Here is a 13,130-nt window from a genome sequence, read left to right on the forward strand (position 1 = left end):
AAATGTTATCGATACTAATTGCGAAGTCAGAGCACATCGGCAAATCCTGAGCGCATTCTATGGAAGACAACGTAGCCCAGGGCGGCAACGACGGTAGTAATGATTGCGTAGGCTCCCAGTGCTGGCCAATCGACTTTGTTGTGCGAGAACATGAGGGTCCGGACAGCTTCTACTGGAACTGTGAGTGGGTTTATGTTCAGCAGCCATCGGAAAGCCTGTGGAACCATTTCAGCTGGATAGCAAATAGGTGCCGTAAACAGCATGATGGTGGCCAGGCTGCTGGTCAGCTGAGGCAGATCACGGAAGAACACCCCAACGGCTGAAAGCAGCCAGCCTATGCCCACGGTAAACACGAACAGCAGTGCCAGAGGAATGGGTAGCAATAGTATCTGGTACGGCAGGGTCCCTGAGTAGTAAAGGGTAGCTGCTAGAAGTATGCCTATGCCAAAAATTACGCCCACTGCGGTTCCAGCGGCGCTCACTAGCGGTAGGATCTCAAGCGGGAAGATGACGCGCTTTACATACGAAGTATTACTGACAATCAGCGATGGGGCACGAACGAGAGTGTCCGCGAGTAGGCTGTGTAACAGAATGCCACAGAATAGAAGCAAGCCGAATGGAACGTCCTTTCCATCCGGAGTCTGAATGCCCCAGCGCGAGCGTAGTACTACTTGAAACACGAACCCATATAACAGCAGCTGGAGTAGCGGTTGGCCGATCATCCAAAGACTGCCTAGGAACGAATTCTTGTAGCGCATGGATATGTCGCGACGGGTCATCTGGAAGATTAGCCCTCGGTTGACGACGATTGAGCGAATGCCGCTGACGAGTCCTGTACCCACGATCTGGCCCTTAGGATTTTTGGGTGTTCATGACGGAGTAGACGACACCCATAAACGAGTCGGCGAACTCCTGCTGATATTTTTCGTAATTAAGCGCCTTGCGTGCGGGCGGATTTACTGCATGTTTTTCGAGCAGAGCAGCCAGTGCCAGGTGGTCGTTGGCCTCGAAGAACTCGATGTTCTCTTGGGCTTGCTCGATGTTGGCTGGCAGACTGGACGCAATCACATACTGCGAAACAGACTTGGCGTCTTCGATCACTGTCGACCAGCCTTCAAATAAGGAGGGTTGGACGATGCAGGCTGCTCTCCGAAAGATGATCATCTGATCTTCACGAGGGATGAAACCAAGGAAGCGCACATTGTTTGTCAGCCCCAGTTCCGCAACCTTGTTTCGAAGTTTTTCGGAGTGGTCTGGAGCACGATGGTCGTGCTCTTTGCCAGAGAAGGCAACGACAACTTCAATACTCTTATCCTTCAGAAGTTTTACTGCGTTGATTACCGCTTCATGGTTCTTGTGGATCCAGAATTGGTTCGGACAGTAGAAAAATTGTTTCGGGAGCCCATAACGTTCGATTACCTCATCGCCATTGCCATTGGTTTGCATTGGTTCAAAGGTGGCGAAGCGAACAACATGCTTGTTGACGTTTGCCTCGGGGTAGAAATTTTCGAAGTCATTCTTGGCGGCGTTACTGCTAAATACAATGTGCCGAAAGTTGTTGAAGTAAGAGCGGTGTTGGGCTTCGCGGGCTTTTAATTCATCAGCGCTAAAGAAATTTGGTAGGTGCTTGTCTTGAAAGTCAGGAATCCAGCAGGCAGTTTGCTGCAGCTTAGTATCGATCGGGTACGGGAAAATAAGATCGAAGCTAAGCTTCTTTTTCCAGAATCGGGGAGTTAGCCAGGAAAGTATTTTTATCTTTCTCGATATCCCCCCGTCGATGCCATGGATCATTGCTGGTTTTATCCAGTGGAGGCGTGGATACCCCGTTCCTTGCTTGATAAATTCGAAGGATGCTTCCGAGTGACTGATGATCCAGACGTCCGGTTGTTTGGCAGTAGGAATGAGATTAAGGGAGCTTACAAGGTTCTTTACGTAATAAGTTCCACCAATCCAGCCTTCGTCGTAGTTGAAAGGAATTCCAATAACGGGACGTTTCAAAGCTTTTCTCCGAAGATACTGTGGGTCAGAGTGATTTCAGCCAATCGGCGACGTGGCCAAGGCCGCTCTGAAGCTCGAACTGGGGAGTAAAGCCAAGACTCTTTAGGTAGGAGATGTCTGCCTGCCAATAAGCAGGGTCACCGGTGCGCTCAGTTCCAGTGAAGAGAACTTCCTTTCTAATGTCGAGTGCCTCAAGAAAGAGATGGGCGGCCGTGGTAATAGTAGATGCTGTTCCGCTGGCGACATTCGCTGCTCTTCCATCGAAGTCTCCAAATAGGAGTAGTGCATGCAGCGCATGGGCGATATCAGCGACATAAATAAAGTCGCGAGTCTCCTTGCCAGTGCCAAAAAGCTCGACCCTCGGCTGGTGCAGTGCCTTTTGGTAAAGGTCCCAGAAAAGCTGCTTTCTTAGGTGTGGGCCATATGCAGAGAATATTCTTAACGAAATGCTCTGTATGCCGAATAGTCGAGCATATTCCTGGCAAATCTCTTCAGCACTGCGCTTATGCCAGCCATATGGCGAAAGCGGCTTTAGTTCGGTACTTTCTGTGATCGGTAGTGTGCTTGAAGGGTTGCCATAGACCGCGGCGCTAGAGAAATGAACGAACTTAGTTTCGGCTGAAACTTTACGAATTGCCTCTAAAATTTGAGCAATACGAAGAGTGTTCAGGGTGTAGTCATGCAATGGGTTGGTAAACGAATCAGGCACGCTTGCAGCGCCAGTGCAGTTGATGCAGGCTTCAACCTTTGCTGTGCGGAAAAGCGTCTCAAAATCGGGGTTTTGGGGGTCTATCAAAAGATAGTCACCATTCTCCCTGTGGGGGATGTCCGCACAGATGATCTCGTGCCCCAGTTGATTAAGCAGAGCGGAGATATGTCGGCCTATGAAGCCGCTGGCACCTAGAACTAGAATTTTCATGCCGCGATCTTCTTCTGAGCTATGTAGGTATAGGGGCGGCCTGCGACTTCGCGCTCACTAATGGCTGCAACGGCTTGCTCTGAGTGAGGGAAGTAGTTGATCGGTGTTTCAGCGAATTTGTACTCCTTGATCAATGACATGCCTGCTTTATCGATGAACTCGCAGTACTGCTCGCTTCTGTACGCATTTTCGCCATGGGTGTAACGGTGGAACGGATGGTTTGTGAGGAAAAACTCCATATCCGCATCATCGAACACTACGTGTTCTCGAACAAAGAAAGCGACACCGTTATCGTTCATCAGGCTATGAATTTTCTGCAGGGCGGCAACCGGATCCCTGAAATGGTGTACGACCTGGCGGCAATAGACAATGTCGTAGCGCTCAGTTGCATTGAGTCTTTCAACTGTCGTCCGCTGGATACGCACGCGGTCGGTTAGCGATACATCGAACTCCTTGGTCGCAAGCTCCAGTAGCTTATAAGCTGCGCCAGTTCCGACGATGTCATCAGATGAGGGTTCTGCGAGGGTGACCTCATATCCTGCTAGGGCGAAAGCAATAGCCATGACACCGCCAGCGCCGCCAATATCCAGAATTGATCTGGCGTTTGGTGTTGCATTTTTGAATTCGGCAAGAGTTAGTTTGAATTCTTCCGTGGCCATGAAGCGACGTAGAGAATCCATCAGGTCATGATGTAGATAGGAGTCACGCAATACGGTGTCCATTGCAGGGTTTCCTTGAGAGGCGTGAATTATTTCCTCCCAAGTCCAGCGCTCTTTGGGTACGTAGCTGACAAAGCGTGCAGGAGAGCCTGCGAATACGCAGTAGGGCGCTACATCGCGAGTAACCATCGAGCGGGCGCCAATGACCGCGCCTTTGCCGATGCGCACGCCTTTGAGGATGGCGCACTCGAAGCCAATCCAAACATTGTCCTCGATATGGATTGGTGCTGACGCCACTTGCGACCAATCTTTGTATGCGCCCATCCGGCCTGCATCGACACCTGCCTTCCAATCGTATGCATCGTTGGCACGAATGTCAGGATCAAGGGAGTGCGCGTTGGAGTCCATAATTGTGCAGTCCCAAGAAAGCATCACGTTATTGCCAACATGTATGCCACCCTCTTGGGCGCAAATGAACTTGCAGCCGCTGCCAATAGAACTCTTGTCTCCAATAGTGACGGAGCCAACTCCGCGCTCGAATACGTATGTGCCGCCGATGTGGCTGTACTCGCCGACGGTGACATAGGGTCGGTTTTCGATTGCTACACGAACGTCGATATAGATTGGTTCTACGCGCGTGCCAAGGCCGGCCCTCAGGAAACGATGACCATTGGAGTCAACGCCCACATGGCGCATTGGGTTTAGCATTAGCTGCTTGAGATGCATTAGCTTCGCCACGACGCGACGAATGATCACGTTGCGGGCTCGCTTGATGAAACGTTGCGCGCCGGCGCGGCTGTACTTCGCGCGAATACGCTGGGCATTTAGCGTGCGATTGATGATCGCCGGGTCCATGCTGCGGACGGCCTTGGCGAACAGCTTAATAGTCCAGTCACCATGTTCTTCGGCGAACTCGAAATCCCCGGGCCGCATATCGTCGTGTAGCCGCTGAATGAACTCTTGCTGATAGGGTTCGGACACATGTGACGAGAAGAAGTTAGCAGGAAGAATGTAGCCTGCAACTATTGGCGCGAGAGTTTTATACTGGTCGAAGCGCTTAAACAGATCGAGGCAAATGTTTCGCACGGTCAGGAAGTCGAATGCCTTCTGATCGTTCGTTTTGGTGGTTGAAGTGGCGCGCTGATAGTACGCGTAGGAAATACTGGGATCGACGTAAACACGCTTGGCCGTCAGCATCAAGTGGATGGCGAACGGGTGGTCTTCATAGAAGACACCCTTGGCGAACGTGATTCCGTTCTCTAGCAGATGCCGTCTACGAGAGATCAGCCGCCACGGGGGAGTGTTCCAGCAAGAAACTGCAGCGAAGGTTCCAGCATCTTCTGTTGGGGAGATGTTTTTACCTGCAAGATGCGGTGGAACCAGGCTGGATGGCGCAGATGCTTGGTCATCAAATGCAAATTCGAAGTTCGCCAGAAGTACATCAGGGTCTTCTTGCCCCAATATTCTGCTGATGCGAGGCAACACACTGGGAAGCAGCCAGTCGTCACTGTCTACAAACCAGACGTAGTCACCAGTCGCCTTGGCAAGGCCGTTTGCTCGTGCAGCGCCCTGGCCAGCATTTTCTTGGACGAGGCAGGTTACTCGGTGATCAAGACTTTGGTACTGCTCGATAATCTTCTGTGTATCGTCAGTTGACCCGTCGTTGACGACGATGACTTCATAGTCGTCATAGGGCTGACGCAAAATGGAATCTAGGCATTTCCCAAGACTGGCCTGAGAGTTGTACGCTGGGATAATGAATGAAATCGACATTTTAGTTGCTAGCAAAACGAGAGCGGAAAAGGCGCAGGATTTTTCGTAGCGCCCTTGCAGTCAAGGAGGTGTTGACGCATACCGGTGTCGCGACCAGTGCGTCACTGATCTTCAGCGTTGAAACAGGGCGCAAACCGGTCTCAACCGCTTCGGCTAGAGCCTCATTTGAGGGATGTCTGCCCAGAACAGCGAGAGTCTGACGGTCGTCTGTCCATCGTCTAACCGCCTTGAACAAAATTTCGGCGTCTTCGATGGATAGGCCGGGGAAGTTGCCGGCAATAACGGAATAGGTTTCCGCCATGATCAGATCATCATTGCTTGACGACGTTCCGCTCAAGCTGAAGTGCACCAGCACCTGATCGATGCGAGTGCAGGTGCAACCGGCACTAATGGAGCGATGGGTCCACTCGGCGTCAGCACAGATCTTGTAGTTCAGGTTGTACCCACCGACCCTCTTGTAGGCGTCGGGAGTGACGTACATGCTGTTGTGGCAGAACGGTATGCCACTAACCAAGGCGCCAGGGCCATATTTCTCGTCTACGCGTTTGCTGGAGGTCCCGTCTGGAGACTCCAGCAATGCTTCGCCGGCTACGATATCCGAACGATTGGCGAGCCAGGCATTGCTGACTGCGCGCAAGGCGCCAGCCGCGAGCCGGTCATCTGATCCGATGACGCAAATCAGGTCGCCACTGGCACGAGCGATACCCTTGTTGATGGCGTCGTAGATGCCTTTGTCTGGCTCACTGACAACAACCAATTCCAGCCCGTGTCCGTGAAAGGATTTTACGATCTCGAGCGTCCGATCCTTGGATGCGCCGTCAATAACAAGCACTTCCGTGTTAGGCCATTGCTGATCGCGGATCGATTCGAGTGTCAGCAAGAGCGTCGCCGCGGAGTTATAGGTTGGGACGATAATGCTGAATCGAATCGCGTTCTTGGTGGCCTCAGACATCTATTCGCCCATATTTGTCGCTCAGGCGGACGATGTCGTCCTCGCCCAGATAATCACCGCTTTGTACTTCGATGAGTACCAGGTCGATAACGCCGGGATTTTCCAATCGATGCTGATGGCCGGCAGGAATGAAAGTGGACTCGTTACTGTTGAGTAGCATGCTTTTCTCGCCGTTCACGACCTTTGCCATACCGGTTACGACAATCCAGTGCTCGCTGCGGTGGTGGTGCATTTGCAGCGAAAGCGAGGCGCCGGGCTTGACCACGATGCGCTTGATCTTGAAGCGATGGCCTTCTTCCAGGGTGGTGTAGGTACCCCAGGGGCGGTGAACGGTCCTGTGCAGCAAGTGTGCGCTGTGACCATTCTTCTTGAGCTGGCTGACGATCTGCTTGACGTCTTGCGTGTGCTCTTTATGTGCGATCAGCAAGGCGTCGGGGGTGTCGACCACGATCAGGTTCTGTACGCCTACCAGCGCGGCCAGCCGCTCCGGGCTTTGCACGTAGTTGTTGTGCGCGCCGTGGGAAAGTACTTCGCCTTCGAAGCGGTTGCCGTTGCTGTCTTCGGCTGTCAGCTCACTCAGGGCATTCCACGAGCCGATGTCGCTCCAGCCCAGGTCGCAGGGGACGGTGGCGACCTTGTTCGAGCGCTCCATCAGGGCGTAGTCGATGGAGATGTCCGGAACATTCGCGAACAGTTCCGCATCCAGCGACAGGCAGCGGTGGGCTTTGGCCTCGGTCAGGCGGGATGCGGCAATGGTGGCGGCTACCGCTTCGCTGACGTCCGGGGCATTGGCCTCCATTTCATCGACCAGCGTGCCGACGCGGAAGCAGAACATGCCCGAGTTCCAGAAGTAGTTGCCTGCTGCCAGGTACTCCTGCGCTTTCTCGAGGTTCGGCTTCTCGACGAAGCGTTTGACTTGCAAGCCGCCATCGAGAGTGCCGGTAGCGCTTTCGATGTAGCCGAAGCCGGTTTCCGGGTACTGCGGTTGGATGCCAAAGGTGACCAACCAGCCGGTGCTGGCCAGCTTGGCCGCATTGGCCACGGCTTGGGCAAAAGCATCGGTGTTCTTGATCAGGTGGTCGGCCGGCAGGACCAGCATGAGAGCGTCGGGGCCGTGTGTCTGTTGCAGTTGCATGGCTGCGGCGAGAACGGCGGCAGCTGTGTTGCGGCCGAACGGCTCCAGAACATAGCTGAGGCAGTTCCCGTTGTTTGCCTTGAGTGCGCGGTATTCGTCTTCCGTCTTGAAGAAGAGCTCGCGATTGGTGACCGTCATGACCTCCGACACGCTGTCCAGGGCGAGGGCGCGCAGCAGTGTTTTCTGCAGCAGGTTCTGCCCATCCGGGAGGGGCATGAACGGTTTGGGATGCGCCTCGCGCGAAACTGGCCACAGGCGAGTGCCTGCGCCGCCGCAAATGATCACCGGGATCAACATCGATCAAAGGTCCTTTGTAGGTTACTTGTCCTGCCTCGCGTGGCCTGGGTGCTCTATGTAAAGCCGGCGCAGCGGGTGCGGAAGATTACCGCAAGCGTGCGCGCGGGTCATAGTGCAGTTGGTCAATTCACGACTGGCAAGGATTAATGCGAGAAAAAGACCACGTTGCCAAGGTTTTGTTCCCGGCAGGAAAAGAAAAAGCCCCGCATCGCTGCGAGGCCTTTTGAAGATGGTGCCGGCACCAGGAATCGAACCCGGGACCTACTGATTACAAGTCAGTTGCTCTACCAGCTGAGCTATACCGGCAAGGAGGGTCGCCATTATAGCGGCGTGCCTGTCGGTGTAAACCACTGATTTTCCTGCGTCCCTTTGATCGGTCAGTGGGCGCTGGCGGCGGCTCCTGGCTTGGCGCCGAAGGGGGGCTTGGCCATCCAGATCACGAACAGCAGGGCCAGGAAGGTCCAGCCGAGCAGGGTGAAGTAGTCCACCGTCGAGATCATGTAGGCCTGGCTTTCCACCATGCGCTCGAGCATTGCCGCGCCGTGCTGGCTGTTGCCGCCGAGGTTGTGCAGCGCGTCGCAGGTGGCCGGGTCGAAGGTGCTCAGGTTCTCGGTCAGGTAGGCGTGGTGCTGGGTGGCGCGGCGGTTCCAGATCCAAGTGGTCAGCGAGGCTGCGAAGCTGCCGCCGAGGGTGCGCAGGAAGGTGGCCAGGCCCGAGCCGTCGGCGATCTGGTCCGGCGGCAGGTCGGAGAGCAGGATGCTGAGGATCGGCATGAAGAAGAAGGCCACGCCCAGGCCCATGAACATTTGCACCAGCGCGATGTGCAAGTAGTCCACGTCGGTCGTGAAGCTGGCCCGCATGAAGCTGCTGGCCGACATCACCAGGAAGGCCACCCCGGCCAGCACGCGCAGGTCGAAGTTGTTGGCGTAGCGTCCGACCAGCGGCGAGAGGAACACCGGCAGGATGCCGATCGGCGCCGCGGCCAGGCCGGCCCAGGTGGCGGTGTAGCCCATCTGCGTCTGCAGCCACTGCGGCAGCAGCAGGTTCATGCCGAAGAAGGCCGCGTAGCCGCCGACCAGCGCCAGGGTGCCGAAGGTGAAGTTGCGGTGCACGAACAGGCGCAGGTTGACGATCGGGTGCTTGTCGGTGAGCTCCCAGATTACGAAGACTGCCAGGGCGATGACCGAGACGACGGTGCCGCCGACGATGAAATTCGACTCGAACCAATCCAGGTCGTTGCCCTTGTCGAGCACGATCTGCAGCGCGCCGACGCCTATGACCAGCATCGCCAGGCCCATGTAGTCCATGGGGGCGTGCTTGATCACCACCGGGCGCTTCTTCAGTTGCTGGTAGACCACCATCGCGGCGAACAGGCCGATGGGCACGTTGATGAAGAAGATCCACGGCCAGCTGTAGCTGTCGGTGATCCAGCCGCCGAGGATCGGCCCGGCGATGGGCGCCACCACCGTGACCATCGCCAGCAGCGCCAGGGCCATGCCGCGTTTGGCTGGTGGGTAGATGGAGATCAGCAGGGTCTGGGTGATCGGGTACAGCGGCCCGGCGACGAAGCCCTGCAGGGCACGGAAGCCGACCAGCATGCCCATCTGCTGCGCGACGCCGCAGAGGAACGAGGCGATCACAAAGAGGATGGTCGCCGCGATGAACAGCCTCACCTCGCCGACCTTGCGGCTGAGCCAGCCGGTGAGCGGCAGGGCGATGGCGTTGCTCACCGCGAACGAGGTGATCACCCAGGTGCCCTGCTCGGCGCTCACCCCGAGGTTGCCGGAGATGGTCGGCAGGGCGACGTTGGCGATGGTGGTGTCCAGCACCTGCATGAAGGTCGCCAGGGACAGGCCGATGGTGGCCATTACCAGGCTGGGCGGGCTGAAGGCGCCGTTGCTGTTCTCGCTCATGATGCTTCCTGGCTTAGCGCGCGGCGGTGCTGCGGCTGCGGCCGTCGGCCATGTTGGCGTGGATCAGCTGCTCGATGAGCTGGTCCGCCGAGGCCAGTTGCTGCTGATAGACGTCGGTGGAGAACACCGCCTCGTGCGGCGATTGTTGGGCCAGCGCCGGGCCGCTCTGGTCGTGCAGGTCGACCTTCACGTCCATCGATAGGCCGATACGCAGCGGATGTTCTTCGAGTTGCTTGGCGTCGACGCGGATGCGTACCGGGACGCGTTGCACGATCTTGATCCAGTTGCCGGTGGCGTTCTGCGCCGGCAGCAGGGAGAAGGCGCTGCCGGTGCCGACGCCGAGGCTTTCCACCGAGCCCTGGTACTGGACCGAGCTGCCGTAAAGGTCGGAGCGGATCTCCACCGGCTGGCCGATGCGCATGTGCTGCAACTGGGTTTCCTTGAAGTTGGCGTCGATCCACACCTGGTCCAGCGGAATCACCGCCATCAGCGCGGCGCCCGGTTGCACACGCTGGCCGACCTGCACGGTGCGCTTGGCGACGTAGCCGGTGACCGGCGCGACTATCACCGCGCGGGCGTCGTCGAGGTAGGCCTGGCGCAGCTTGGCGGCGGCCGCCTTGACGTCCGGGTGGGAGGAAATGACGGTGTCGTCGACCAGTGCCCGGCTGGTGTCGAGCTGCTGTTCGGAGCTGGTCAGGGAACTGCGCGCGGTGTCCAGGGCATCACGGGCATGGGCCAGCTCTTCCTGGGAGATGGCGCCGTCGTTGGCGAGGTTCTGGCGGCGCTTGAAGTCCGCCTCGGCCTTGGCCAGGGCGACCTTCTTCGCCGCCACGTCGGCCTTGTAGCCGTCGACGTTGCTGTACAGCCCGCGCACCTGGCGGACGCTGCGGGCGAGGTTGGCTTCGGCCTGCTGCAGGGCGACGTCGGCGTCGCTGGGGTCGAATTTCACCAGCACCTGGCCTTTCTGCACCAGGTCGCCGTCGTCGGCGCCGATGCTGACCACGGTGCCGGTGATCTGCGGGGTGATCTGCACGACGTTGCCGTTTACGTAGGCGTCATCGGTGTCTTCGTGCCAGCGGCCGTAGAGGAGCTCCCAGGCGGCGGCCGCGATGCCGGCGAGGATGACGACGACGGTCAGGATCAGCAGCCAGCGCTTGCGCTGGGGATTGCCGCCGGTGGTTTCTTGGGTGTCGGTGGTCATGGCGGTTGCCTCTTAGTGCACGGCAGCTGCGCCCGCCTGGGCGAGCGGGGCGGAAGGGGTGGCGTCGGTCTGGAAACCGCCGCCAAGGGCCTGTACCAGTTGTACCGACAGGTCGATGCGTTGGGCATCCAGGTTGGCCAGTTCGCGCTCGGCGACGAGCAACTGCTGCTGCACGCTCAGGGCGTCCAGGTAGTTGCCCACGCCTTCGCCGTAGCGACGCATGGCCAGTTCGAAGTTGGACTTGGCGATGTCGCGCGCCTCGCGCTGGTCGACCAGGCGCTGCTCCAGGGAGCGCAGCTGGCTGAGGTCGTCGCTGACCTCGCCGAGGGCGCTGACCAGGGTCTTGTTGTACTGCGCGACGGCCAGGTCGTAGTCGGCGTCCTTGCCCGCCAGGTTGGCGCGCAGGCGGCCGCCGTCGAACAGCGGCAGGGAAATGGCCGGGGCGATCTGGTAGAAGCGGCTCGGCGCTGATAGCAAGTCGCTGCTGTGCATGCTGGCCAGGCCGATCATCGCGCCCAGGTTGATGTTCGGATAGAACTGCGTCTTCGCCGACTGGATGTCCTTGTTCGCAGCTTCCACACGCCAGCGTGCCGCGACTATGTCCGGGCGCCGGCCGAGCAGTTCGGCGGGCAAGTTCGACGGCAGGCTAAGGGCGTTGGCTTGCAGTGCGCGTGGGCGTTGCAGTTGCAGCCCGCGGTCGGGGCCCTGGCCAAGGAGCACGGCCAGCGAGATGCGATCGCTGGCGATCTGCTGCTCGGCGGCGGCCAGTTGTTCACGGGCGCTGGCGACCTGGGTCTGGGTCTGTTGCAGCTGCACCTTGCTGTCCAGGCCCGCATCCATGCGCTTCTTGCTCAGCTCGAAGAGGCGCTGCGAGCGGTCCAGTTCGTCCTTGGCCAGGTCGCGAACGATAAAGGCGTGGCCGAGCTCGCTGTAGGCCCGGGCTACGTTGGCGGACAGGTTGATGACGGCTGCCTGGCGATCCACCTCGGCGGCATTGGCCTGGCCGAGCGCGGCTTCCCAGGCGGCGCGTTGGCCGCCCCAGAGATCCAGGTCGTAGTTGAAGCTGAGCGCACCGTACTTCACTGCCGCGTAGTGTCCGCCGATGGGCGACGGGACGACGCTGGTCGGTGCACGGATGCCGGCGTAGCTGGCCTTGGCGTTCAGCGTCGGCATGCGTTCGGCGTCGGCGGCGTTGGCGGCGGCGGCGGCCTGGCGAGCGCGGGCATCGGCGATCTGCAGGTCCGGGGTGCCTTTCAGGGCTTCGCCGATCAGGCTGTCGAGCTGCGGATCACCCAGGCTCGACCACCAGTCCTGGCGCGGCCAGGCGGCGCTGGACAGCGGAGTGCCGTCGAGGCTACGGCCGGCCTGCAGGTGCGCAGGGTCGAGGGTCTTGCCGCTGGGCGCGAGGCCCGCGGAGCTGACGCAACCGGTGAGGGCCACGGCGCTCAGCATGGCCAGCGCATAGGCGCGGCCTTGGGGGCGAAGGGCGGACATGGTTCAGTTCTCCTGCGCCGCGCAGGTCGCGGCGTCATGACTGCGCAGGATCTTGTCGAGCAGGTGGGTCAAGGTCTGCAGTTCCTCGCTGGAAAGGCAGCCGACCAACTCATTCATCGCCTGGGAAGCGATCTGCGGCGCCTCGGCATTCACTGCCTCGCCGGCTGGGCTGAGGCGCAGGCGCACGCTGCGGCGGTCGTTGGGGCATGGGTTGCGCAGCAGCAGCTCTTTCTTTTCCAGGCGGTCGAGCATGCGGGTCATCGAGCCACTGTCGATGGAGAGCTCGCGGCACAGCTCGGCCGGCGTATTGGCACGGTTGTGACCGACGAAGAACAGCACCTTGAATTGCGCGGCGGTGATGTCCAGGTGTGCCAGGTACTTGTCCAGCAGGCGGTCCTTCAGGATCGCGGCGTAGGCGAGCAGTTGGCCGATAGACCCCTTGAATGGGAAGTCCGAAGCACGATAGTGATCCATGGCAAGGCTAATTACTGTCTAGGCAGCTAATGTGTTTCGAAATAATACTGCCCAGGCAGCTATTGGCAAATAGCTGATTGTTGCAAGTGAGCAACAATAAATTCCTTTTGCGCCTCTTCGATCCGCTGGCGAAACGCCAGGGTGCTCGTTCGATGTGCGTGGAGGCGAGCGATTTCGGGGCTTATGCACAAGCCTGGGGCGAGCACGCCCGGCTATTGCCGGAAAATCTTGACTGACTTCGCAATAATAGATAACCGATTGTTTTTAAAGGATTTATTTTTTAGCGCTCAAAAAATGAGCAGGTCAAGCGGAGGG

Annotated in this window: 10 protein-coding genes and 1 tRNA gene; all 11 read right to left on the bottom strand. The window is 58.3% G+C overall.

Features of this window, described 5'->3' with window-relative positions:
* Positions 1–26: 26 nt before the first annotated feature.
* Positions 27–779, bottom strand: a complete 753-nt coding sequence (locus tag ACA097_RS14320; protein ID WP_371370520.1) for an ABC transporter permease — start codon at positions 777–779, stop codon at positions 27–29.
* Between the two features lie 73 nt (positions 780–852).
* Positions 853–1,998 (bottom strand): glycosyltransferase, encoded by a 1,146-nt coding sequence (locus tag ACA097_RS14325; protein ID WP_371364060.1) that lies wholly within the window; start codon positions 1,996–1,998, stop codon positions 853–855.
* A gap of 25 nt (positions 1,999–2,023) precedes the next feature.
* Entirely contained in the window at positions 2,024–2,917 is an 894-nt protein-coding gene (locus ACA097_RS14330; RefSeq protein ID WP_371364062.1) for an NAD-dependent epimerase/dehydratase family protein, read from the bottom strand.
* A complete protein-coding gene (locus ACA097_RS14335) occupies positions 2,914–5,349 on the bottom strand; it encodes a glycosyltransferase (protein WP_371364064.1) in 2,436 nt (811 codons plus the stop codon). The genes ACA097_RS14330 and ACA097_RS14335 overlap by 4 nt, the downstream gene beginning before the upstream one ends.
* A 1-nt stretch (position 5,350) precedes the next feature.
* On the bottom strand, positions 5,351–6,301 hold the full coding sequence (locus tag ACA097_RS14340) for a glycosyltransferase family 2 protein (RefSeq protein WP_371364066.1): 951 nt from the start codon (positions 6,299–6,301) through the stop codon (positions 5,351–5,353).
* Positions 6,294–7,733, bottom strand: coding sequence for a mannose-1-phosphate guanylyltransferase/mannose-6-phosphate isomerase (locus tag ACA097_RS14345; protein ID WP_371364068.1), 1,440 nt, complete (start codon positions 7,731–7,733; stop codon positions 6,294–6,296). Before ACA097_RS14345 ends, ACA097_RS14340 begins: the two co-directional genes overlap by 8 nt.
* A 230-nt stretch (positions 7,734–7,963) precedes the next feature.
* A tRNA-Thr gene (locus tag ACA097_RS14350) sits at positions 7,964–8,039 on the bottom strand.
* A 71-nt stretch (positions 8,040–8,110) separates the two neighbouring features.
* Complete coding sequence (locus ACA097_RS14355; protein ID WP_371364070.1) at positions 8,111–9,646, bottom strand: DHA2 family efflux MFS transporter permease subunit; 1,536 nt, start codon at positions 9,644–9,646, stop codon at positions 8,111–8,113.
* Between the two features lie 13 nt (positions 9,647–9,659).
* Positions 9,660–10,847, bottom strand: coding sequence for an efflux RND transporter periplasmic adaptor subunit (locus ACA097_RS14360; protein ID WP_160288676.1), 1,188 nt, complete (start codon positions 10,845–10,847; stop codon positions 9,660–9,662).
* A 12-nt stretch (positions 10,848–10,859) separates the two neighbouring features.
* Entirely contained in the window at positions 10,860–12,341 is a 1,482-nt protein-coding gene (locus ACA097_RS14365; protein ID WP_371364073.1) for an efflux transporter outer membrane subunit, read from the bottom strand.
* Between the two features lie 3 nt (positions 12,342–12,344).
* Positions 12,345–12,815 (bottom strand): MarR family winged helix-turn-helix transcriptional regulator, encoded by a 471-nt coding sequence (locus ACA097_RS14370; protein WP_371364075.1) that lies wholly within the window; start codon positions 12,813–12,815, stop codon positions 12,345–12,347.
* Positions 12,816–13,130 lie beyond the last annotated feature (315 nt).

The organism is Pseudomonas sp. QL9 (genome assembly GCF_041409665.1).
In the GTDB taxonomy this organism is placed as follows: Bacteria; Pseudomonadota; Gammaproteobacteria; order Pseudomonadales; family Pseudomonadaceae; genus Pseudomonas; species Pseudomonas knackmussii.

Excerpts from the sequence above, each read along its gene's own strand:
- ACA097_RS14320 (WP_371370520.1), bottom strand. The coding sequence starts at position 779 with ATGACCCGTCGCGACATATCCATGCGCTACAAGAATTCGTTCCTAGGC.
- ACA097_RS14330 (WP_371364062.1), bottom strand. The coding sequence starts at position 2,917 with ATGAAAATTCTAGTTCTAGGTGCCAGCGGCTTCATAGGCCGACATATC.
- ACA097_RS14335 (WP_371364064.1), bottom strand. The coding sequence starts at position 5,349 with ATGTCGATTTCATTCATTATCCCAGCGTACAACTCTCAGGCCAGTCTT.
- ACA097_RS14340 (WP_371364066.1), bottom strand. The coding sequence starts at position 6,301 with ATGTCTGAGGCCACCAAGAACGCGATTCGATTCAGCATTATCGTCCCA.
- ACA097_RS14345 (WP_371364068.1), bottom strand. The coding sequence starts at position 7,733 with ATGTTGATCCCGGTGATCATTTGCGGCGGCGCAGGCACTCGCCTGTGG.
- ACA097_RS14355 (WP_371364070.1), bottom strand. The coding sequence starts at position 9,646 with ATGAGCGAGAACAGCAACGGCGCCTTCAGCCCGCCCAGCCTGGTAATG.
- ACA097_RS14360 (WP_160288676.1), bottom strand. The coding sequence starts at position 10,847 with ATGACCACCGACACCCAAGAAACCACCGGCGGCAATCCCCAGCGCAAG.
- ACA097_RS14365 (WP_371364073.1), bottom strand. The coding sequence starts at position 12,341 with ATGTCCGCCCTTCGCCCCCAAGGCCGCGCCTATGCGCTGGCCATGCTG.
- ACA097_RS14370 (WP_371364075.1), bottom strand. The coding sequence starts at position 12,815 with ATGGATCACTATCGTGCTTCGGACTTCCCATTCAAGGGGTCTATCGGC.